Below are 20,968 nucleotides of genomic sequence, written 5' to 3' on the forward strand. Positions count from 1 at the left end.
TCCCTCACTTTTTACTTTGCCAGTGCGCGGAACACCGATTGCTCGGTGAGCACCGTGGGGCAGATGGTGTCGATCTCGTAAGCCTTGTGGTACAGCACCTGCAGGTGCGGGTCGGACACGCGGCAGATCACCTTCTCACGGCGGAAGATGCTTTTTGCGATCTGTGCCGCCATCAGGTTTACCGAGTCGTCCTCGCTCACAGCGGCCACGGCATCGCAGCTGTCAATGCCGCCCTGCCGCAGGGTATCCGGGTCGGTGGGGTCGCCCACCAGAGCCGTGCCGCCAAAGCTGTAGTCGTCAAAGGCATCCAGACGCTTGAGCTGTTCGGGATCCTTTTCGATCAGCGAGATATCATGGCCGATGCGTTCCAGATCGCGGATGAGGGAAGCACCCACCTGGTCGCAGCCGATCACCAGAATATTCATATGGATTCACCTCGTTGTAGAATAGTTCAACAAAAATACCAAGGGTGTTTAAACGCTGTTTTGATTTGCGGATAAAATAAAAGGAAAAGGGTCTTTGCATCAGTATAACACATTTCCCGGCGCAGTAACAGCCTGCAGGGCAAAAGTGGCGGCGGGCGTAAAAATTTTCGCATTCTGCGTGCGTGCAGAGACATAGTATGGTATACTGGAAGAAAATAAGCTGCTGTGCCTTTGTGCACAAGGAGGGGTACTTACGTTTTTTGAGATCATCAAAGCCATCCTGATGGGCATTGTGGAGGGCATTACCGAGTGGCTTCCCATTTCGTCCACCGGTCATATGATCCTGCTGGAACAGATCATCAAATTCAACGCAAGCGAAGAGTTCATGTCCATGTTCCGTGTGGTCATCCAGCTGGGTGCCATCATGGCCGTGGTGGTGCTGTTCTGGGGCAAGCTGTGGCCCTTTGGCATGAAGCAGGGCAGAGTCATTTCCAAGCCCAGCGTGTGGAACCTGTGGTTCAAGGTGGTAGCGGCCACGATCCCGGTGCTCATCATCAGCCCGCTGGACGACTGGATGGAAGCTCACTTCTACAATTACATCACGGTTGCCGCGATGCTCATTCTGTACGGCGCGCTGTTCTTTGTTGTGGAGAACCGCCGCGCCGCGCCGCACGTGAGCCGGCTGGAGCAGATCACCTACCGCGATGCCATCATCATTGGCCTGTGGCAGTGTCTGGCCATCATTCCGGGCACCTCCCGCTCCGGTGCCACCATCGTGGGCGGCCTGCTGCTGGGCCTGTCCCGCGCCTGTGTGGCAGAGTTCACCTTCTATCTGGCCATCCCGGTCATGGCGGGCGCATCCCTGCTCAAGGTGGTCAAGTTCGTTGTCGGCGGTTCTGTGATGACCGGCACCGAGGTGGCTGTGCTGGCAGTGGGCTGTGTGGTGGCCTTTGGCATGAGCCTTGCCGCCATCCGCTTCCTGATGGATTACGTCAAGCGCCACGATTTCAAGTTCTTTGGTGCCTACCGCATCGTGCTGGGCATCATTGTGCTGGCAGTGGCGGCTGCGACGGCAATCTTCTGATTTAGAATGCTTCCCGCACAGAGCGTAGTCGCGTGTTTAAGGTTTCATGCCTTTTGCAAGATGCATCGCCGCCGGGGAGGTTCTCTTTTGCGTGCCAAAAGAGAACCAGAAAGGACGGCGGTGCCCGCAGGGCATGAAAGCCCCAGTGGGGCTTTTAAGCCGCAGACCGGTTTGCAAAGCAAATGCCGCGTGTTCAGCGCGGCAAGGTCACAGCGATTTCAACGCGCTGGATCCATGAAAAAGGGGCTGCTCGCCCCTTTTAGACCCCAAAGCTGTTGGGCTCCATACAAAAAATCCAAGCCGCTCCGCTAAAGGATTTTTTGTGTTCCGCCGATTTTGAATCGCTTGCGCGACGAGCCGTGCGGATAAGCTTGTGCATTTTCTGCTGCGCGAACGCTCCCGCAGGGAGCCAGCGCTGCAAGATGCCGCTGACTGCTACGACTCTTTCCCGTGAAAATTGAAAGCCGGAAATCCGCAGATTTCCGGCTTTCTTTACTTATGAAATAATAGTTCCGCTAAATATGGCCAGAGCGATCAGCGGAGGCCATTTTGATCGTGGGACACAGAGGTGTGCCCGCCGCCCTTTACGACAGCACTTTTTCTTTGCAAAAAGATGTGCTATACTACAAAATAAGAGAGTATGCGGCAGCGTGCCGCGCAAACAAAATGGAGGAAACTGCTATGGAAGCATCCAAGGTCTATTATACAGATTTCCGCTGTCCTGTGGGCACCAGTCTGCTGGACAAGCTGCGCCGCGTGTGCATCGCCGCCGGGATCAAGGATATTGATATGGATGGCAAGTTCGTTGCCATCAAGATGCATTTCGGTGAGCTGGGCAATCTGGCATTCCTGCGCCCCAACTACGCCAAGGTGGTGGCTGACCTGTGCAAGGAGCAGGGCGGTCTGCCGTTTCTGACCGATTGCAACACCCTGTATCCGGGCAGCCGCAAGAACGCACTGGAGCACCTCACCTGCGCCCAGCTGAACGGCTTCTGGCCCATGACCACCGGCTGTCAGGTCATCATTGCGGACGGTCTGCGCGGCACCGATGAAGCAGAGGTGCCGGTGCCGAACGGCGAATACTGCAAGACGGCAAAGATCGGCCGCGCCATCATGGATGCGGATATCTTTATCAGCCTGACCCATTTCAAGGGCCACGAATCCACCGGCTTCGGCGGTACTCTCAAGAACATCGGCATGGGCTGCGGCTCCCGCGCGGGCAAGATGATACAGCACGCCGCCGGACACCCGGAGGTGCAGCAGAGCCTGTGCCGCGGCTGCCACCGCTGCGCCAAGGAGTGCGGCTCCGATGCCATTACCTACGATGCAAACAACAAGGCCGTCATTGACCAGACCAAGTGCAAGGGCTGCGGCCGCTGCATCGGTGCCTGCAACTTTGACGCTATCTATTCCCAGTGCGACAGCGCCAATGAGATGCTGGACCGCAAGATGGCCGAGTACGCGGCTGCCGTATGCGCAGGCCGTCCCTGCTTCCATGTTTCTCTGGTGCAGGACATCAGCCCCAACTGCGACTGCCACTGCGAGAACGATGCACCCATCCTGCCGGATATCGGCATCTTTGCATCCTTTGATCCGGTGGCGCTGGATCAGGCCTGCGCCGATGCCTGCCTGAATGCCCAGCCGCTGCCGAACAGCCAGCTGGGCCAGAACCTTGCAAAGCCCGGCTGGAACTGCCACCACGACAACTTCAAGGATTCCAACCCCAATATCGAGTGGAAGGCCACGCTGGAGCAGGCCGAAAAGATCGGCATGGGCACCCGCCAGTATGTGCTGAAGAAGGTCTGATGCCGCAGGCGGCCCCGGCCTTTTCGCAAAAACAAAAAGAAGCTGACCAGCCCGGTCAGCTTCTTTTTATGTTGGGTTCACTGGCCCGCTGCGGGCACGCAGTCGTCCAGCACGGTCTGCAGGGCCTGCCAGTTCTTCAGGGTGCAGCCGGGCAGGGCATCCGGGTCAAGGCCGGCATCCTCAATGCGGCCAGCCATGCTGTCCTTGTCGCTCAAAAGGCTCAGCGCGTCCGGCTCGATCATCGTCCAGGCCTCGGCAAAGCTTTCCTGCTCATCAGCGTCCAGCGTGTCGTACCAGCTGTAGAAAGCTTCCTGCACGGCTTCCGGGGTGCGGGAGGCAAGGCGGGCGTTTTCTGCCCACTGCAGCAGGGATGCCGCTGCGATCACCGATTTGAGCGAGCAGCCGGAAACACCCGGCCCCCAGCCCAGACAAGGCTCAAAGGCGGCAGCGGTGCCGGTGATGGAGAAGATGGAGTTCTCGTCAAAATCGCCGGGGTTCAGGCCGGAGGTGTCGGCCCGGGTGGTGGAATCAGGCAGGTCTTCGCCGGAAGCAGCGGAGCTTGCAGAACTGCTGGCAGAGCTTGGCGCTTCGGAACTGCTGGCGGTTGAGCCGCCGCAGCCTGCCAGAATGCTGCAGGCCAGCGCTGCGCAGAGCAGCAGCGAGAGGATGCGGGCATATCTCAATTTCATAGTAGTGTCCTCCTTGAGCGGTGCCGCAGCCGGGCCGCAGCACTTCAAAACGATACACCCTAAGTATACGTTCTGCCGCGGCGGTTGTCAATCGGACAGCGCAGAACGAATTTCAAGCGGGAAATATGCACCCTGCACAAAGAAGAAACGCATTTTTGGGAACTTTGCATTCTTGACATTTTTTGCAAAAATCGGTTGACTACAAGTATAGTGTCTGCCCACGTCAGCCGGAAAGGAGGGAAACGCCCATGAAGCACTGCATCACAGCCGCATTGGAGCGGTTCTCCCGCGCAATGCTGGCACCGCTGAGCTATCTTTCGGCGGCGGGCCTGCTGCTGGTGGTGGGCGCACTGCTCACCAGTGCGCCGCTGGCCGGGGTGCTGCCCTTTTTGCGGTGGGAGCCGGTGCAGCTGGCGGGCAGGATCATTTACAAATGTTTCACGGCGGTCATTTCAAATCTGAGCGTGCTGTTCTGCACCGGTCTTGCGGCGGCGCTGGCAAAGCGGGAAAAGCATCAGGCGGCGTTCATCGCCCTGATGAGCTATCTTGTCTACCTGACAGCGGGCAATGTAACGCTGACCGAGTTGGGCCTGCTGGCGCAGCCGGATGCGCTTACCGGCCTGTACAGCGCAGGCCAGACCATGGTGCTGGGCATCCAGACCGTGGACACCGGCGTGTTCGGCGGCATTCTGCTGGGCCTGCTCACCGCCTTTGTATATGACCGCACCTGCGAAAAAGCCCACCGCGGCATTCTGGGCGGTGTGTTCTCCGGTGTGCGGTGGTCCTTTGCCTGCGTGGCGGCACTGGCGGCGGTGCTGGGCTCTGGGGCCTGCTTTGTCTGGCCGCCTATCCAGAAGGCCATTGCGGCCGTCACCGGCTTCATTGCCGCTTCCGGCAATATCGGGTTGTTTTTGTACGGCTTTCTGGAACGGCTGCTCATCCCTACAGGGCTGCATCATCTGGTGTATATGCCGTTCCAGTTCTCGCAGCTGGGCGGTCAGCTTATGGTGGGCAGCGTCACCTATACCGGTGCCTATGTGGTCATGATGACCGAATATAACCTCGGCCTGCCGTTTTCGGATGGCATCGTGTGGATGTACACCGGCTTTACCAAGACCTTCGGCTACTTTGGCATTGCGGCGGCATTCATCTTCTGTGCCCGGCGGGGCAGCCGCAAAAAGACTGCCCTTCAGCTGCTGCCGCTGGCCTTTACGGCATCGCTGGCTTCCATTACGGAGCCGCTGGATTTTCTGTTCTGCTTCTCGGCACCGGTTTTGTGGCTGGCGCACGCAGCCATCTCCGGCATCTTCATCGTGCTGCTGCACCTGTGCGGAGTCACGGCGTTTACCTCGAACCTTCTGGGGTCGCTTGTGATGAACCTTTCTGCTGGTGCGGCCCGCACGAACTACCCGGTGCTGTATCTGCTGGGCCTTGCCCAGATCGCGGTGTATTTTGTGGTGTTCACTGTGCTCATCAAGGCGCTGGACCTGCCCACGCCGGGCCGCCGCCCGGAAGAGCCGTCCCGGCCGGAAAAGGCCCTGCCGCTGGACGAGCAGGGAATAGAAAAGCTCATTGCAGCCTTTGGCGGGCGGGAGAACATCCGCACGGTGGACAACTGCTTTACCCGCCTGCGTGTCACGGTGAACGACCCGGCCTTCGTCAAGGAGCAGGCCCTGAAAGCCCTGCCCTGCAGCGGTGTGGTGCAAAGCGGCTGCGATGTGCAGATCGTGTACGGCATCCGCGCGCCGGAGGTGCGGCAGGCGGTGGAGCGGCGGCTGAACAGGGTGGTCTGTTGACCTTTGGCGGACGGGCAACTATAATAGGGAAAAAGCGGCTTCCCGCGCAGAGCGAAAGGATTTTTTGTGTTCCGCCGATTTATAGTCGCTGCGCGACGGCGATAAGCCGACAGCAGCAACATGCCGTTTCCCGTTACGACCCCTTCCCGTGAAAATGCGTTTGGAGCGCTCCGCAGAGCGCGACAAACGCGAACTTGTCGGGGCGAGGCCCCTCCATCTTGCTGACGCAAGACCGTTCGGTCGCTTAAAAGCCCCACTGGGGCTTTCATTGTTCCGCTTCGCTTCACAAACGTGAATATATAAAATAATATTTCCGCTGATATTGCCAAAGCGAACGCGTCGGCAATTTTAAATCGTCCGGCGGTTGAAAGGATACACATGCAAGAACAAGCAGTTTTTACGCAGAAAACAGAGCCTGTGCCGCCAACCGGCCGCTTTGCACCCAGCCCCAGCGGGCGGCTGCATCTTGGCAATCTGGCCTGCAGCCTGCTGGCGTGGCTCAGCGCAAAAAGTCAGGGCGGGCGTATCGTGCTGCGCATTGAGGATCTGGATGCCGAGCGCTGCCCGCGCATCTATGCTGACCTGCTGGAACAGGATCTGGACTGGCTGGGCCTTGCGTGGGACGAGGGCGGCAGCACCGGCGGGCCGAACGGCCCCTATTACCAGAGTGAGTGCGCGGAGATCTACACCGCAAGCTACAAAAAGCTGGAAGAGCGCGGCCTTGTGTACCCGTGTTTTTGCTCCCGCGCCCAGCTGCACGCGGCCAGCGCGCCCCATACCTCGGACGGCAACGTGGTCTATCCGGGCACCTGCCGCGGCCTGACCGCTGCCGAAATTGAGGAAAAACGCAAAAAGAAGGCCCCTGCCTACCGTCTGATGGTGCCGGACGAGGACATCACATTTGTGGATGGCTGCATGGGCCTGCACACCGAAAATCTTTTGCACGACTGCGGTGACTTCTACCTGCGCCGGGCAGATGGCGTGTTCGCCTATCAGTTGGCCGTGGTGGTGGACGATGCCCGCATGGGCGTTACCGAAGTGGTGCGCGGTGCAGACCTGCTTTCGTCCACGGCACGGCAGCTGTATTTGTACCGCCTGCTGGGCCTGCAGGCACCGGGGTTTGCCCACTGCCCGCTGCTGCTGGCCCCGGATGGGCGGCGGCTCTCCAAGCGCGACGGCGACCAGAGTCTGGAAAACCTGCGGGAAAAGTATACCGCGCAGGAGATCGTGGGCAAGCTTGCCTACGCCTACGGCCTGCAGCCGGAGCCTGCACCCCGCACGCCGGAAAGCCTGATCAAGGACTTTTCCTGGGCAAAGGTGCCAAAGCGGGATGTCTGCCTGCCGGAGGATCTGTTCTGAACAAAAAAGAAATGCGCTGTCCCCCGATGACAGCGCATTTCTTTTTTATAGAGATTTAGATGCGGCGCATCTGCGGCAGATCGTTGGTGTCCATCATACGGTTGAACGCGGTATCCAGTGCCAGCGCCAGCAAAGCGCCCAGCGCTGCATCGATGCAGCTGTGCTGCTTGAGCAGCATGGTGGAGCATACAATGGAGATGCACAGCACATCAGCGGCCGGGCGCATCCAGCGGAACCGGGGCTGCTCAAAGATGCGGCAGCGGTGATAGGCAAGCATCAGCGTGACCGAGTTGAACACATGGATGGACGGGCAGACATTGATGGGTGTGTCGGTGCGGTACAGGAACCGCACCGCACGGGCGAAGATGTCTGTGCCCGGCACATAGCAGGGGCGCAGATTCAGCCCGGTGGGCAGGATCACGTAGCAGGCCAGCGCAATGGTCATACCGCTGAACAGCGGCATACACAGCCGCCAGAAGTCCTCCCGGGGTGCCTTCCACAGAAGGAAGAACAGGGTGAACGGGATCCACGGAAACCATGCAAAATAGGGGATGGCCGCATATTTGCAGAAGGGAATCAGATCGTCCAGCCGGCAGTGCACGAGGATGTGCGGCATATGGATCTGGGTGTTCAGGAAATTGAATGCGGAAAGATAAAGTATGAGATACAGCGCCATGAAGCAAAGCGGATGGCGCGAAAACCAACTGCGTTTCATTGAAAAAGCCTCCTTTTTGCAGAAGTGAAAGCTCTTAGCACTGTGAAATTATACGCCGGGAATGTGACAAAAACAAGAATGAAAGCAGACAACATTGCTGAAAAACAAATAAATTATTTGTGCGTATTGCGTAAAAAAGAGCCTGCCTTCGCGGCAGGCTCTTATAAAATGCAGAGGAAAGATTCAGATGACCTGCTGTTCCAGCCACTTGCCGCGCACGAAGCGTACAAAGAAGCACAGGGAGCGGAACGCCCAGTCCAGATACATGCCCATCCAGATGGCCAGCAGGCCGCCGTGGAAGGCCAGCACACACAGGTAGCAGAAGCCCACCCGGAAGGCCCACATGGACACGATGCTCACGGTCATGGTAAAGCGGGCATCGCCTGCCGCACGCAGGATGTTGGGCATGGTAAAGCTGGAAGGCCAGATGAACAGCGAAACGATGTTGAACCACACCATCACTTCCAGCGCCATGGCGTAGGCCTCGGGCGAGAGGTTGAACAGGCCCAGTGCAAATTTGTTGGCAAACAGGAAGGCCGAAAGGTTCATGAACCATGCGCCGCAGTAGGCAAACAGCATCAGGCGGCGGGAGTAATACACGGCCTGATCTTTTTCGCCAGCGCCAAGGCACTGGCCCACCACGGTCAGCGCAGCCATGCCCACGGCGTTGGCCGGGATGTTCAAAAAGGTGGTGGTGGTGTTTGCCACGGCGTTGGCCGCAATGGCGGCGGTGCCCAGAGTGGAGGTCAGGCTGGAAACGGACAGCTTGCCGATCTGGAACATGCCGTTTTCAATACCGGCAGGGATGCCCACCCGCAGGATCTGCTGGATGAGCCGCGCCTTCGGGGCAAGGGCCTGCAGGCCGTCCACCCGCAGCGGGCAGGCGGGCCGCTGCAGCAGGTACAGCACAGCCACGCAGGCAATGGCGCGGGACACAAGGCTGGCCAGTGCGGCACCCATCACGCCCATTTTGAAGCCGTAGATCAGCACGGCGTTGCCGCCAATGTTCACCACATTCATTACAAGGCTGGACATCATGCTGATCTTGCTGTTGCCCTGCGCCCGGAACAGGGCCGCACCGGCGTTGTACAGGCCGATGAACGGGTAGCTCAGGGCCGAGAGCAGAAAGTAGGTCTCGGCATAGCGCATCACGTCCACGTCGATGGAGCCGAAGATGCCGCGCAGGATGGCATGGCGGCCCGCCACCACAACGGCGGCCACCAGCAGGCTGAAGCTGGACAGGATGAACAGGATCTGCGCCGCTGCATTCTTGGCATCCTTTGGCTCCTGCCGGCCGATGTACTGGCTGGTGACCACCGCGCCGCCGGTGGCAAGGGCGCTCATGATCTGGATCATCAGGGTGTTGAAGCTGTCCACAAGGCTCACGCCGGAAACAGCGGCTTCCCCCACCGAGGAGACCATCAGCGTGTCGGCCAGACCGATGGTCACGCTGAGCGCCTGCTCTGCGATCAGCGGCAGCAGCAGGGCAATGAGCTGCTGCCGGGTGAACAGCGGCGGCTTATGGAACGCGGGCGTTTTGGTTGCTGTCATAGGTTCCTCCGTAACGGTGACAAGATACACTTGGATACATGACCTATATCATACAGCGGAACGCGCAGAATTACAAGAGAAAATCTTCTGTCAGGAAAATTCCTGACTGGGGGTCAGGCTGGTGCCGTAATATACGATATAATCATACGGGACGGTCGGCCCGAACACCGTCTTGTCTGGGTACTTCCTCAGCATGTCCGCTTTCAGGTCGGCCGGGGTCTCGGGCACACCGGCGCAGAGCGTATCGGAGCACACGGCATTCCAGAGGCCTGCAGAGAACGAGGTGCAGTTGTAAATGGCCGACCAGTGGTCTGCGTTGGCCAATGCCTGATTTACCGTGTCTAGCTGGCTCTGGTCCAGTGAGACCTGAATGCCGTAAAGATTCTGATAGTAAGAAGCGTTCAGGTAATATTTGTAGTAGCCCTCCAGATTGTACCAGATGCCGGAATGCTCGCAGCGGTTGCCGCGGGTGCTTACGGTGATGGACGTATCCGGCGCAATGAGCAGTCCGCCCACATTGATATCCTGCTCCGAGACATTGGTGATGGTGAGGAAGCTGTGTCCGCTGGTGTTGAGGGGAACATCGCCGTGGTCATCGGCGCGGGCAAAAAGCCGCAGCACCGCAACGGCTCCCTCGGCAGGGGCATCACCGTAGGCCTGCGCAGGGGACTTGTGGTCTGCCTGCGCAAAGTGGTACGGCCCGCCAAAGTTGGTGGTAAAGCCAACGACATTGCGCATCAGGTCGGCAGAACCGGTGATATCTGTTACCACCTTATCCTCTTTTGCGGCGGGCTGTGCGGCCTTGGGTTCCTGTGCGTAGGCGGGCAGGGCGCACAGGCAGGCCAGCAGCACGCAGCAGGAGAGGATGCGGAAAAACTGTTTTTTCATAGATGCCTCCATTTGTGCTTTTTTTCAGGTAAAGCTTACCGTTTTTTGCAGGGTCTGTCAAGGACTGCGGCAGGCGGAAAAGCCGCGCCGCAGCGTGTTTGTTCCACTTTACCCGTGCAGGCAATTGTGCTAAAATAAACCTGAGGTGCACTGCGCTTTGCAGGAGAGGGGAGTGCACTGTGGTAAATGAGATAAGAAATAAAAGGTAAATCAGAACCCAAAGGGGGAACAATATGCCAAAAGCAGCCCATAAGGTGGTCGTGATCGGCCACCGCAACCCGGATACCGACTCCATCTGCTCGGCCATTGCCTATGCAGAGTTGAAAAACAAGACCAGTGATCTGGTCTGTGAGCCCCGCCGTGCAGGCAAAATGAATCAGGAGACCGAGTTCGTGCTCAAAAAGTTCGGGGTAAAGCCCCCGCGCATGTGCACGGACGTGAACCCCAAGATCCGCGATGTGGACTACCGCGAGATGCCCGGCATCCCCGGCTCCACCAGCCTGCGCAAGGCGTGGGAGATCATGCGCGACAAGCAGATCGACACCCTGCCGGTCACCAGCCCGGACAACGAGCTGGAGGGCGTGATCACGGTCAAGGACATTGCCACCGCCAACATGGACGTGTTCGACACCGGCATCCTGGCCAAGAGCCAGACCACCTACCGCAATATTTTGGAAACGCTGGGCGGCACCATGGTGGTGGGCCGCGAGGACGACGTGTGCACCACCGGCCACATCCGCATCGGCACCGCCACGCCCGAAATGCTGGAAAATACCGTGGAAAAAGGCGACATCGTCATCCTGACCAACCGCTACGAAAGCCAGCTGTGCGCCATCGAGAAGGAAGCGTCCCTGCTCATCATCTGCAACGGCTCCAAGGTGGGCCGCACCATCCAGCGCATTGCCGAGGAAATGGGCGTGGCCATCATGTCGGCCCCGGTGGACACCTACGCCGCCGGTAAGCTGATCAGCCAGTGCGCTCCCATCTCCTACTATATGACCCGCAGCGACATCATGAAGTTCACCCTCGTCACGCCGGTGGCCGATGTTACCCGCGTGATGGCCAAGGTGCGCCACCGCTATTTCCCCATCCTGGACGAGGACGGCAAATACTGCGGCATGGTCAGCCGCCGCAACATCATCAATCTGCAAAAACGCCGCATCATCCTGGTGGACCACAACGAGGCCACGCAGGCTGTGGAGGGCTTCGATCAGGCCGAGATCCTGGAGATCATCGATCACCACCGCATCGGCAGTCTGGAGACCAGCGGCCCGGTGTACTTCCGCAACCAGCCGGTGGGCTGCACGGCCACCATCATCACCCAGATGTACGACGAGAACGGTATGGAGATCCCGCCGCAGATCGCAGGCCTTCTGCTGGCGGCCATCCTTTCGGATACGCTGGTGTTCCGCAGCCCCACCTGCACCCCGCTGGACGAGGCCCTTGCAAAGCGTCTGGCAAAAATTGCCGGTGTGGACATTGACGAGTTTGCCAGCGAGATGTTTGAAGCAGGCGAAAAGCTGGACGGCAAGACCGCCGAGGAGGTGTTCCTGCAGGACTTCAAGGTGTTCATGTGCGGCGATATCCGCTTTGGCGTGGCGCAGGGCAGCTACATGACCCGCAAGAACCTGCTTGCCGCCGAAGCGCTGCTGCAGCCCTATCTGGAAGAAGCCCGCAACAAGCAGAACGTGGAGGATATCTACATGCTGCTCACCGACGTGCCCAAGGAGGAGAGCGTGGTCATCAGCGATGGCCGCTATGCTTCCGAGGTGCTCTCGGACGGTTTTGAGACCCAGCCTGCCGAGGACGGCAGCTTTACCCTGCCCGGTGTGGTGAGCCGCAAAAAGCAGTTCATCCCGGCGCTGATGACCGCCTATCAGGAGCTGTAAGATGTTTGATTTTCTGCATAAAAAAGCACAGGATGCCACGCCGCCCGCCCTGCCGGAAGGCACTGTGCGCCGCCGCTATTCCATCGAAGGGCAGGTGCAGGGGGTGGGCTTCCGCTACCGCGCCCGCTATGCGGCCCAGACGCTGGAACTGACCGGCTGGGTGGAGAACGAGGACGACGGCAGCGTGACGCTGGAAGTGCAGGGCGACCCGGAAAAGTTCCTGCGGCTGTTCGCCATGATCCAGAAAAGCGATTATATCCAGATCACCGGCATCCGCCAGAAGGATCTGCCGCCCGACCCATGGGAGCGGGGCTTCTCGGTAAAAGGGTATTGATCTGAACTGCAAACAAAAAAGCTGACGCGAAAGCGTCAGCTTTTTTGCTCTTTCTAAATTTATCAACCTGCTGTTTTCAGCGGGGAATTTTCTGTCCAGATGGTGCCGTCCAGCAGCCGGGTCACAGCCAGAGTGCCGTTTGCGGAAACACGGGCCGGGTCCAGCGCGTAGAAATCGCTCTCCTTCAGGTTCGCGGGGTCTGCATCCGCACGGATGCCCACCACACAGACCCAGTGACCATAGGCGGCGCTGGTGGCGATGTGCGGGTAATTGACCTCGTTCCAGCCGGAACTGGTCAGGTGGTATTCATAGCTGGAGGTGCGGTTCGTGTGCCGTTTTACGCCGCTCACCGCAGTGTTTTTCAGATGCACGATCACCGGCTTCCCGGCGGAAAGCTCGGTGTAAAGCTTCTGCAGGCACTCGGACAGGCTGCCGGAATAACCGTAGTAGCCGCCCGCAGACCAGACCGCACCGTTTGACCACATGCCGCTGCCGGAGGAAACTTTTCCATCCAGAATGGTGCGTGCATAGCGCAAGGCGTACCAGCTGCATTTGCCGGAGGTCTGGTTGCCGATGGAGAGAATCTGGCTGGTGCTGAAGTCCAGCATCCGGATGCCGTGCGTTTCCTGCAGGGCAGCTGCGTGTGCGTGGGGAACGGCCAGAGCCAGCACAAGGCACAGCGCCAGAACTGCCGCCGCCAGCCGCTGTGCCGCGCGGGCGGGACAGTGTTGCATATTGAGCCACATCCTTTGTTTTTTCTACGACCTTATTTTACCATGCAAAAATGGTAGAATTGTGTAAAATCGTAATTTTTTGAAAGGATTCTGAAAGATGGATCAAGATGGATCGGAACACAACATCTGATCAAACCGGGAAGGACTGTGCCCCGGAAAAAACAGCATGGAGCTTCCGGCTGGAAGAAGATTTTCCAGCACGGTAAAGAACCTTTGCGAAATAAGGACAGTGTATCTCAATACTGCAACAAAAAAGCCGCTGTTTCATTGATTTTGAACGAAAATGTTTCGGAAACTTTATGCATCTTCTCAATTGACAAAACCAACTGCTGTCGGATAAAATAAGGCCAGAACGACACCCGTTCTGTAGTGCGAAAAAACAGCACTGAAATGAGACAAATCAACAAAATCTTGAAACGACAGGAGGCGCTTGACAATGAAAAAGCTGAAGAAATTTGCTGCCCTGCTTCTGGTGGGTGTGATGGCTCTGGCCCTGCTGACGGCCTGCGGCGGTGGCGGCGGCAGCTCCACCAACAAAGCCGAAGAGCAGAAAGTGATGGAGCAGATCGGTAAGGAGAAGGGCATTTCGGTGGCCAGTGACGCAGAGCTCCGCGCAGTGGCTGAAAAGAGACTGGATGAGTCGCTCCAGTATAAAGTTTTCGGCTATGCAGGAGCGTACAGGTTCTATCGGAATCGAGTAGGAAATGATCTGGCTGTCACCATTACTGCCCGGCACAACTATGAGGATACGTTCCTGAGCACGGTTCTGACTTATATCTCGCAGTATGTTAAAACGGATGTCAGCGGCAACGTGAGTCAGGATGGCATCTGGTCGAATATAGGCGTGGTGGTCAAGAGCGATAACGAGCAGAACTACATTGGCATCACCATCCGCATTAAGAACTACTACAAGTAAAAATCTATCACCCTTTCCCCCGGAGCGTGGCTGCAAGGCCGCCCTTCGGGGCTTTTTTGCGTTTGAACCCTCTCAGTCACGCCTTACGGCGTGCCAGCTCCCCCAAAGGGGGGAGCTTTTAGGCATTGACGGTTTGCAGCAAATAAGCTCCCCCTCTCGGGGGAGCTGGCATCGCGCAGCGATGACTGAGAGGGTTGCCTCCCTCGCTGAGGGAGGTGGCAAACCCGCAGGGTTTGACGGAAGGAGTTCGCCCTGCCCCGGGGCTTTTTTGTGTTTGGGGACAATTGCCAAAAAGAAGGGCGGAATTTGGGCGATATGCCTGTTGACATGCGGGGGGGGGTATGGATAAAATAAATTCAGACGGGTAAAGCGATTTGGGGTCGCCCAAACCGTCAGAATTTGAAAACAGGAGGAACATTACAATGAAAATGTTCAAGCGTTTCGCAGCCGCCTTTCTGGCCGGCGTGATGGCTCTGGCAATGCTCACCGCCTGCGGCGGTGGCGCTGGTGGCCCTGGTGAAAGTGAGTTCGAGAAGAAAGTTCAGGATGTATATATGGCTGCGCTGAACAAGGAATACGGCACAGAATGGTCCAATAACAGTGAAGTCAAGGAACTGGCAACAGAAGCACTGAACAAAATTGCAGACGGCAAGATTGCATTGACTGCTATTGCTGCAAAGAAAGAAACCGAGAAAAACTACGTAGGTGCAATTGTTTGTGCTGAGAATGCGAAGCAGAACGCTGAAGTGTACACGGCTGTTTACTATGAAGAAACAACGGCAGGAACGATTACGGTTAATTCTGATATGGTTGAGTTGATGAAGACTGCAACAGATTTAGTAATCAAAATTAGTGAACAAAATGGAACGAAAATCGAAGTTACTGGTTTGGGTGTTGGCACTAAGACCGTTGGCGGAAAGACCTATGTTGCAATTGGCTATAAACTGAGCAAGTAAGCGGATTACAATTAAACTATTGCCCCGAGGAGCATCCCGCTCCCCGGGGCTTTTTTGCGTTTAGGAGCAAACTCCCCCAGTCGCCTGCGGCGACAGCCCCCTCAAAGAGGGAGCCTTTCGCATCGGCAAAGCTTCCGGCTCAGGTGCAAAGCTTCCGGTTTCGCCAGAGCCTCCCTCACTGAGGGAGGTGGCAAACCCGCAGGGTTTGACGGAAGGAGTCCGCCCCGCCGTTTTTTTGCGCCTTTTGGCAGAGATGCCGTTTCCCGGTACGACCCCTTTCCGTGAAAAAGCATCTCCGAAACGACCGCAGTCGTTTCGGAGATGCAAAATTTAAAATAATTCTTCCGCTGATATTTGCCAAAGCGAACGCGGCGGCAATTCTGAATGGTTTCTCTGTCAAACCGTGTCGTTTTGTGGTACAATAAAAACGTATTCTGATGTGAACAGGAAAGGACGTTTCCATGCAGCTGTTTGAACTGGTGTCCCCGCGGCTGTTCCGCCCGCTGGCGGGGCCGAACCGGGCTTTTTATGCGGAATTGCTGCTTCTGCTCTGGGAGGAGTGCCGCCACACGGCGGATTACAGCATTTCCCGTGCGGAGGCCGTCTGGCGTGCCGAGGATTACTTTGCCGCACTGGCAAAGCCCCTTGCGCTGGATGCCGACGGTGCGGGCGATGAAGAAGAGCAGCCCACCCGCGACCCTCACACGCTGGCCGTGGGCTTTCTGCTGCGGCTGCGCCGCACTGGCTGGCTGGAAGAGCAGCCCGGCAGCTACGAGGGGGAAGCGTCCCTTGCCTTTGTGCCGGAGGTAACGCCGCTGCTGGAAGCGCTGGAAGAAATCTTGAATCCACGCGTAGTTACCTATACCGGAAAGCTGTACAAGGCATGGCAGCTGCTGGGCAGCATCGGGCAGGAAAAAAGCCCCTATGAGAACGTTCTGCGGGAGGTGGACGCAGACCTTGACGCGCTGAACCGCTCTCTCCGGGCACTCAATGCCTCCATCGGCCACTATATCGACCGGCTCACCCGCAACCGCACCCCGCAGGAGGTGCTGGAACTGTTCGACCAGTACGAGGAAAAGGTGGTGGCGGCGGCCTACCACCGCTTCAAGACCAGCGACAACCTGTTCAACTACCGCGCCTATCTGGAAGAGGAGCTGGACGACTGCGAGGAGAACTACCTGCCGCAGCTGGCCTTTGATTATGCCCGGGTGGAGCGCTGCGCACCGAACGAAGCGACACCTGCCGTGCGTGCACTCATCCAGAAGCAGCGGGACGCGCTGGAAGAGATGAGCCTGCTCATGCGCGAGATCGATGCAAGCCACATCCGCTACCGCAAGCGGGCCGTGCAGCGGGCACAGTTCCTGCTGCTGAGCGACCGTTCTTCGCAGGGCAGCGTCACCGCCCTGCTGCGCCGCTACGCCGAGGACATCCGCACCCCGGAGCAGCTGTTTGAACCGGACGACGGCCCGGTGGCAAAGCGGCTGCATCTGTACCCGGCGGCAGTGTTCGGGGAGAAATTCCTCTACCCGCCCGCTGCCCAGCGCACCGCCGAGCCGCTGGCCCCGGTGCGCACCGAAGGATTCGATCCGGAACAGCTCAAAAAAGAGCAGCAATTGCTGCTGGATTACGCCCGCCTTGCCGTTACCGAGGAGAACGTGGCCCTGCTGGCCCGGCAGGCCCTTGCCGCCCGCCCGCAGGTGAACGCGGCACTTCTGGCAGACGAATACCCGAACGATTTTGCCCGCATCATCGGCCTGCACACCTACTCGCAGTCGCCGCACCGGGATTATGACATTCAGCTCACCGGCAATTGGGTGGAGCGCGGCGGTTTCCGCTTTGAGGATTTTGTCCTCACCCGCCGCAGGGAGGAAGAAAATGGCAACCATTAACATGCTGGAAGAAACCGCGAATTACCTGCTGAACCACTGCTTTCTGCTGGGCAGCGTGGAGGATCAGCGGGCAAAATATCTTTATGTGCAGGATCATCTGGACGAGGTGCGCGCTGTGTTCGCCCCGCTGGGCTATTCTGTATTGCTGTACCCGGCACCCCTGCAGGCGGCGGCTTTGGTCAACGGCCACGAGGGCAGTCAGGCCCGGCTGCTGAAATACGAGAGCATCCTGCTTTTGGTATTGCGGCTTTTGTACCTGCAAAAGCGCGAGAGCCTTGCGGCCAATGCCGACGAGGTGCTGGTGACGGTGGAAGAGGTGCAGACCGAGTTGCAGAAGATGAATCTGCCCCGCCGTCTGGACCAGAAAACGCTGGAAAACCTCATGCGCACCCTGCGCCGGTACAATCTGGCGCGGCCTGTGGGGCGGCTTTCCGGGCTGGACAGCCGCATTGAAGTATTTCCCACCGTGCTGCTGGCCCTGCCGGATGCCGACCTTGCGGATGCAGCGGCAGAATCTGCCCGCACCCGCACAGAGCTTGGCCTTTATGAACGACCGGAAGAAGCAGGGGAGGGTGAAGAATGATCGAACTCAAACGGCTGAAGCTTATCAACTGGCACAACTTTGAAAATGTCACCTTCGACTGCGCACGGCTCACCTATATGATCGGCGTGAACGCCGTGGGCAAGACCACCATTCTGGATGCCATCCGCTACTGCCTGACCACCAACCGCAATTTCAATGCGCTGGGCAATAAAAAGAGCGGACGCACCCTGCAGGGCTCTGTCCACGCCAAGCAGCGCGGCGAGAACGCTTACCGCCGCCCGGGCCATACCGTGGCCTACATCGGGGCGGAGTTCTGGGACAGCGTCAAGCGCACCCCCTTCGTCATCGCGGTGCGGGTGGAGTCCGAAGGCCCCATGCAGGAGCTGCACCCCGGCGATCAGACATGGTATCTTTCGGAGGACGGCTGCACGCTGGAACAGCTGCCCTTCATCGACCCTAAGACCGGTGCACCCAGCGCAAAGGAGGACTTCAAGCCCGCAACAGGCCGTCTCTCCTACACCCGCAGCCCCAGCGAAGCGCGGGACCGCATCTGCCGTGCGCTGGGCATCGGGCGCGCCTCCAGCCCCTTGGGCAAAAAGTTCAACGAGGTGTTCCAGATGGGCACCAGCATGGACGAGATCCCCAACTTCCGGGAGTTTTTGTACCAGTACATCCTGCCCCAGCCGGAGCTGGATCTGGACGCTTTGCAGGGCGACCGGCTGGAACTGGAAAATCTGCACGCCGTGCTGGCCGAAGCACAGACCCGCGCCGACGCGCTGGAAGAGATCGTGGATTTTGGCCGCGAAGCTGCCGAAAAGCAGACCCAGACCCTTGTGAACCGGGGCGCGGCGCTGCTGGCCCGCGCCGCTGCCGACGGCAGCGAACAGACCGTCTGGCAGGAGCATCTGGATGCGGGCCGCCGCCAGCTGGAACAGCTGAACGCCCGCTATGCCGAGGCCAAAAATGCCGAAGCGGAAGCCCGCCGGGCCTATCTTTCCGCCCACGGTGCTGCCAGCGCCAGCGGCGAGGGCCGGGCACTGGATGCCCTGACCGAGGAGCTTTCCCGCCGCAAAACGGCGCTGGATACCGCCGCACACAAAGCCGAAAAGGCAGAAAGTGCCCTTGCCCGCACCCAGAGCTTGCTGGCTGTGCTGCGCCGCAGCGGCTTTGCTGTCGGCATCAAGGCCGAAGAGCTGACGGCGGACACTCTGCCGCAGCTCACCGCATGGCTCTCCGCGCAGGAAAAACCGCTGGAGGAAGCCTATTTTGCTGCCCGCCAGAACACCGCCGCCCTGCACCGGGATCAGGCCGTGAAGCGCGCCGAGCTGGACGCGGTGTCCGGCGGCAAGTGGGTCTACCCCCACGGCGATGCCGCCACCCGGGTGCGGGATGCCGTGAATGCGGAACTCAAGAGCCGGGGCATGCAGCCGGATGCGAAAATTTTCTGTGAACTGCTGAACGTGGAGGATGAGAGCTGGCAGGACTGCGTGGAAGCCTGCCTTGGCGACCGCCGCTTTGATATCCTTGTGCCGCCCGCCCACTACGAAGCCGCCAAAAGCGCCTTTGTGGCCCTGAAGGACAAGGTAGGCCCCATCAGCCTGCTGGACACCCCGGGCATCCGCAAGGCCAACCGCCGCGCCGACAAGTACGGCCCGGACAGCCTTGCCGCGCAGGTGAGCAGCGAAAACCCGCTGGCTGCACAGTATGCCCAGACCATTCTGGGCCGCATCGTCTGCTGCGACACCCCCGATACGCTGGAACAGCATCCCGACAGCGCCACCCGCGACCTTTTGCGCCACCATCCCTTCCGGCTGGAACGGCTGCGCACTCCCCAGCGGTACATCGGTCTGGACGCCCGCCGCGCCCGCGCCGGTGTGCTGGCGGCCGAGCTGGAAGCTCTGGGGGAAAGCGCCCGTGCTGCCGCCCAGACAGAACAGAACCTGAAAGCCGCCTATAACCAGTACCAGACCCTGCTGCGGGGCACGGCACTGGACGAGCTGGCTGCGCTGTGGGATGCCCGCGCCGCACTGACTGCCGCACAGAATGCTGTGACCGAACAGGAAGCAAAGCTCACCGAGTGCCGCGAGAACCCGCTGCTGCAGCAGCTTTACAAGGAGGAAGAAGCCCGCGAAGCCGCATGGGAGGCTGCCCGCGCCGCCGTGGAGCAGGCGGGCGGCGACATCCGCGTGTGCCAAAAGCAGATCGCCTCCTGCGAAGCAGAGCAGAAAAAGGCAGGGGAAACGGCACAGCAGAGCGCCGATGCTGCCCGGAGCTTCTTTGCGGCGCACCCGCTGGTGGAGCCGCTGGCCCGCACCCGGATGCTGGCGCTGGCCCCGGCGGATAAGCCCCGCGCCGCCGCACAGGCTGCGGAAAAGGCGCAGGCCAAGCTGGACGATGCGCTGGCCGTCTATCTGACCGGCACGCTGGAACCGGCCCAGAAGGCCTACAACGAGCACTATGTGTGCGATTATCCGCTGGGCCTTGCGGGGTTGGACCAGTACCGCGCCCAGCACGAGAGCCTTGTGCGCATCGATCTGGAACGCTATGCCGCCCGTCTGGAACAGGCCCAGCGGGACTGCAAGGACCGCTTCCGCAAGGATATCCTGTTCCGCATGAAGGACGATATCTTCAACGCCCGGCGGCAGTTCCGGGAGCTGAACAAGGTGATGGAGCAGCTGACCTACGGCGAGGAGGTCTACCGCTTTGAGCTGGAGCCCAGCCGCGACCCGCAGCTGGCGGCCTTCTATCAGGTCATCGTGGACAAGGGCAACCAGCAGATGACCGAGGGCGACTCGCTGGACAACCTTGCCGCCACCGCCGACCCTGCTTATGAGCGTCAGGTGGACGAGCTGATGGAAAAGATCATGTCCGATGTGGACGAGAACACCCGCGCCCGGCAGGAGGGCCGCACCGGCGGCGTGACCCTCTCGGACTATGTGGACTACCGCACCTATCTGGATTACGACATCAAGGTGACGAACCGGGTCACCGGCCAGCAGGCGTATCTGTCCCGCGTCAGCCGCGACTCCTCCGGCGGCGAGAATCAGGCCCCCTTCTATGTGGCCATCTGCGCCAGCCTGCTGCAGATCTACGAAAAGAGCGAGAACAGCATCCGTCTTGTGCTGCTGGACGAAGCCTTCAGCAAGATGACCAGCGACCGCATCCGCCCCATGATGGAGCTGTTCCGCCGCCTGCAGCTGCAGGTGCTGCTCATCTCCACCGTGGAAAAGAGTACCGCCATCCAGCCCTACTGCGACATCACCTACTCCATCGTCCGCCACGGCGACACCAACGCAATAGCGCCGTTTATCCGCCTTGCGGCGGAATGATGTGCGCATTATATGCGCAATGATGTCTGCCTGCGGGGCATGATAGAATGTGCGATAGCACACA

The 20,968-nt window shown here is 59.2% G+C and carries 17 protein-coding genes; 11 read left to right on the forward strand and 6 right to left on the reverse strand.

The features are described 5' to 3' along the window. Nucleotides 1-11: 11 nt before the first annotated feature. Complete coding sequence (locus QZL71_RS07270) at nucleotides 12-425, reverse strand: potassium channel family protein (RefSeq protein WP_005937093.1); 414 nt, start codon at nucleotides 423-425, stop codon at nucleotides 12-14. A gap of 223 nt (nucleotides 426-648) precedes the next feature. Between QZL71_RS07270 and QZL71_RS07275 the strand changes: the two genes are divergently transcribed. Next, a complete protein-coding gene (locus tag QZL71_RS07275; protein ID WP_256372191.1) occupies nucleotides 649-1,509 on the forward strand; it encodes an undecaprenyl-diphosphate phosphatase in 861 nt (286 codons plus the stop codon). A 681-nt stretch (nucleotides 1,510-2,190) separates the two neighbouring features. Further along, nucleotides 2,191-3,315 (forward strand): DUF362 domain-containing protein, encoded by a 1,125-nt coding sequence (locus tag QZL71_RS07280; RefSeq protein ID WP_097776767.1) that lies wholly within the window; start codon nucleotides 2,191-2,193, stop codon nucleotides 3,313-3,315. A 77-nt stretch (nucleotides 3,316-3,392) separates the two neighbouring features. On the opposite strand, the gene QZL71_RS07285 is transcribed toward QZL71_RS07280, so the two are convergent. After that, entirely contained in the window at nucleotides 3,393-4,004 is a 612-nt protein-coding gene (locus QZL71_RS07285; protein ID WP_294648376.1) for a hypothetical protein, read from the reverse strand. Between the two features lie 248 nt (nucleotides 4,005-4,252). Here QZL71_RS07285 and QZL71_RS07290 point away from each other — a divergent pair, with 248 nt between their 5' ends. Then, a complete protein-coding gene (locus QZL71_RS07290; protein ID WP_294648377.1) occupies nucleotides 4,253-5,800 on the forward strand; it encodes a PTS transporter subunit EIIC in 1,548 nt (515 codons plus the stop codon). Nucleotides 5,801-6,178: 378 nt separating this feature from the next. Then, on the forward strand, nucleotides 6,179-7,159 hold the full coding sequence (gene gluQRS, locus QZL71_RS07295) for a tRNA glutamyl-Q(34) synthetase GluQRS (RefSeq protein ID WP_294648378.1): 981 nt from the start codon (nucleotides 6,179-6,181) through the stop codon (nucleotides 7,157-7,159). A 55-nt stretch (nucleotides 7,160-7,214) separates the two neighbouring features. Here the strand turns inward: gluQRS and QZL71_RS07300 are convergent, their stop codons facing one another. The 3 genes from QZL71_RS07300 to QZL71_RS07310 all read right to left on the reverse strand — a co-directional run bounded on the left by QZL71_RS07300 (nucleotide 7,215) and on the right by QZL71_RS07310 (nucleotide 10,313). Beyond that, the gene (locus QZL71_RS07300; RefSeq protein WP_294648379.1) at nucleotides 7,215-7,874 is read right to left on the reverse strand and encodes a phosphatase PAP2 family protein; all 660 of its coding nucleotides are present in this window, start codon (nucleotides 7,872-7,874) and stop codon (nucleotides 7,215-7,217) included. 183 nt (nucleotides 7,875-8,057) lie between these two features. Next, nucleotides 8,058-9,425 carry an MATE family efflux transporter gene (locus QZL71_RS07305; RefSeq protein ID WP_005937406.1) on the reverse strand — a complete coding sequence of 456 codons (1,368 nt, stop codon included), beginning with the start codon at nucleotides 9,423-9,425 and terminating at the stop codon, nucleotides 8,058-8,060. A 90-nt stretch (nucleotides 9,426-9,515) separates the two neighbouring features. After that, complete coding sequence (locus QZL71_RS07310; RefSeq protein WP_155115858.1) at nucleotides 9,516-10,313, reverse strand: hypothetical protein; 798 nt, start codon at nucleotides 10,311-10,313, stop codon at nucleotides 9,516-9,518. 233 nt (nucleotides 10,314-10,546) lie between these two features. Between QZL71_RS07310 and QZL71_RS07315 the strand changes: the two genes are divergently transcribed. Together QZL71_RS07315 and QZL71_RS07320 are read left to right on the forward strand one after the other, a co-directional pair. Further along, nucleotides 10,547-12,202 carry a putative manganese-dependent inorganic diphosphatase gene (locus QZL71_RS07315; protein WP_097774076.1) on the forward strand — a complete coding sequence of 552 codons (1,656 nt, stop codon included), beginning with the start codon at nucleotides 10,547-10,549 and terminating at the stop codon, nucleotides 12,200-12,202. A gap of 1 nt (nucleotide 12,203) precedes the next feature. Beyond that, nucleotides 12,204-12,536, forward strand: a complete 333-nt coding sequence (locus tag QZL71_RS07320; protein WP_097774075.1) for an acylphosphatase — start codon at nucleotides 12,204-12,206, stop codon at nucleotides 12,534-12,536. Between the two features lie 62 nt (nucleotides 12,537-12,598). On the opposite strand, the gene QZL71_RS07325 is transcribed toward QZL71_RS07320, so the two are convergent. Beyond that, a complete protein-coding gene (locus tag QZL71_RS07325) occupies nucleotides 12,599-13,270 on the reverse strand; it encodes a hypothetical protein (RefSeq protein ID WP_097776759.1) in 672 nt (223 codons plus the stop codon). Between the two features lie 436 nt (nucleotides 13,271-13,706). Here QZL71_RS07325 and QZL71_RS07330 point away from each other — a divergent pair, with 436 nt between their 5' ends. The 5 genes from QZL71_RS07330 to QZL71_RS07350 all read left to right on the forward strand — a co-directional run bounded on the left by QZL71_RS07330 (nucleotide 13,707) and on the right by QZL71_RS07350 (nucleotide 20,904). Then, nucleotides 13,707-14,186 (forward strand): hypothetical protein, encoded by a 480-nt coding sequence (locus tag QZL71_RS07330; protein WP_294648380.1) that lies wholly within the window; start codon nucleotides 13,707-13,709, stop codon nucleotides 14,184-14,186. A 422-nt stretch (nucleotides 14,187-14,608) separates the two neighbouring features. Further along, nucleotides 14,609-15,142, forward strand: a complete 534-nt coding sequence (locus QZL71_RS07335) for a hypothetical protein (RefSeq protein WP_294648381.1) — start codon at nucleotides 14,609-14,611, stop codon at nucleotides 15,140-15,142. A gap of 461 nt (nucleotides 15,143-15,603) precedes the next feature. Beyond that, nucleotides 15,604-17,031 (forward strand): Wadjet anti-phage system protein JetA family protein, encoded by a 1,428-nt coding sequence (locus QZL71_RS07340; protein WP_005937511.1) that lies wholly within the window; start codon nucleotides 15,604-15,606, stop codon nucleotides 17,029-17,031. Then, nucleotides 17,018-17,614, forward strand: coding sequence for a DUF4194 domain-containing protein (locus QZL71_RS07345; RefSeq protein WP_294648382.1), 597 nt, complete (start codon nucleotides 17,018-17,020; stop codon nucleotides 17,612-17,614). The genes QZL71_RS07340 and QZL71_RS07345 overlap by 14 nt, the downstream gene beginning before the upstream one ends. Next, nucleotides 17,611-20,904: an ATP-binding protein gene (locus QZL71_RS07350; RefSeq protein WP_294648383.1), complete on the forward strand. Its 3,294-nt coding sequence runs from the start codon at nucleotides 17,611-17,613 to the stop codon at nucleotides 20,902-20,904. The genes QZL71_RS07345 and QZL71_RS07350 overlap by 4 nt, the downstream gene beginning before the upstream one ends. The last annotated feature ends 64 nt before the right edge of the window (nucleotides 20,905-20,968 follow it).

Origin of the sequence: uncultured Faecalibacterium sp. (assembly GCF_900066275.1) — a bacterium.
GTDB lineage: Bacteria > Bacillota > Clostridia > Oscillospirales > Ruminococcaceae > Faecalibacterium > Faecalibacterium taiwanense.

What these genes read in the sequence shown, in the direction of transcription:
- QZL71_RS07300 (WP_294648379.1), bottom strand. Translation starts at nt 7,874, where the DNA reads ATGAAACGCAGTTGGTTTTCGCGCCATCCGCTTTGCTTCATGGCGCTG.
- QZL71_RS07340 (WP_005937511.1), top strand. Translation starts at nt 15,604, where the DNA reads ATGCAGCTGTTTGAACTGGTGTCCCCGCGGCTGTTCCGCCCGCTGGCG.
- QZL71_RS07305 (WP_005937406.1), bottom strand. Translation starts at nt 9,425, where the DNA reads ATGACAGCAACCAAAACGCCCGCGTTCCATAAGCCGCCGCTGTTCACC.
- QZL71_RS07325 (WP_097776759.1), bottom strand. Translation starts at nt 13,270, where the DNA reads ATGCAACACTGTCCCGCCCGCGCGGCACAGCGGCTGGCGGCGGCAGTT.
- QZL71_RS07350 (WP_294648383.1), top strand. Translation starts at nt 17,611, where the DNA reads ATGATCGAACTCAAACGGCTGAAGCTTATCAACTGGCACAACTTTGAA.
- QZL71_RS07270 (WP_005937093.1), bottom strand. Translation starts at nt 425, where the DNA reads ATGAATATTCTGGTGATCGGCTGCGACCAGGTGGGTGCTTCCCTCATC.
- QZL71_RS07335 (WP_294648381.1), top strand. Translation starts at nt 14,609, where the DNA reads ATGAAAATGTTCAAGCGTTTCGCAGCCGCCTTTCTGGCCGGCGTGATG.
- QZL71_RS07310 (WP_155115858.1), bottom strand. Translation starts at nt 10,313, where the DNA reads ATGAAAAAACAGTTTTTCCGCATCCTCTCCTGCTGCGTGCTGCTGGCC.
- gluQRS (WP_294648378.1), top strand. Translation starts at nt 6,179, where the DNA reads ATGCAAGAACAAGCAGTTTTTACGCAGAAAACAGAGCCTGTGCCGCCA.
- QZL71_RS07285 (WP_294648376.1), bottom strand. Translation starts at nt 4,004, where the DNA reads ATGAAATTGAGATATGCCCGCATCCTCTCGCTGCTGCTCTGCGCAGCG.
- QZL71_RS07345 (WP_294648382.1), top strand. Translation starts at nt 17,018, where the DNA reads ATGGCAACCATTAACATGCTGGAAGAAACCGCGAATTACCTGCTGAAC.
- QZL71_RS07280 (WP_097776767.1), top strand. Translation starts at nt 2,191, where the DNA reads ATGGAAGCATCCAAGGTCTATTATACAGATTTCCGCTGTCCTGTGGGC.
- QZL71_RS07290 (WP_294648377.1), top strand. Translation starts at nt 4,253, where the DNA reads ATGAAGCACTGCATCACAGCCGCATTGGAGCGGTTCTCCCGCGCAATG.
- QZL71_RS07330 (WP_294648380.1), top strand. Translation starts at nt 13,707, where the DNA reads ATGAAAAAGCTGAAGAAATTTGCTGCCCTGCTTCTGGTGGGTGTGATG.
- QZL71_RS07315 (WP_097774076.1), top strand. Translation starts at nt 10,547, where the DNA reads ATGCCAAAAGCAGCCCATAAGGTGGTCGTGATCGGCCACCGCAACCCG.
- QZL71_RS07320 (WP_097774075.1), top strand. Translation starts at nt 12,204, where the DNA reads ATGTTTGATTTTCTGCATAAAAAAGCACAGGATGCCACGCCGCCCGCC.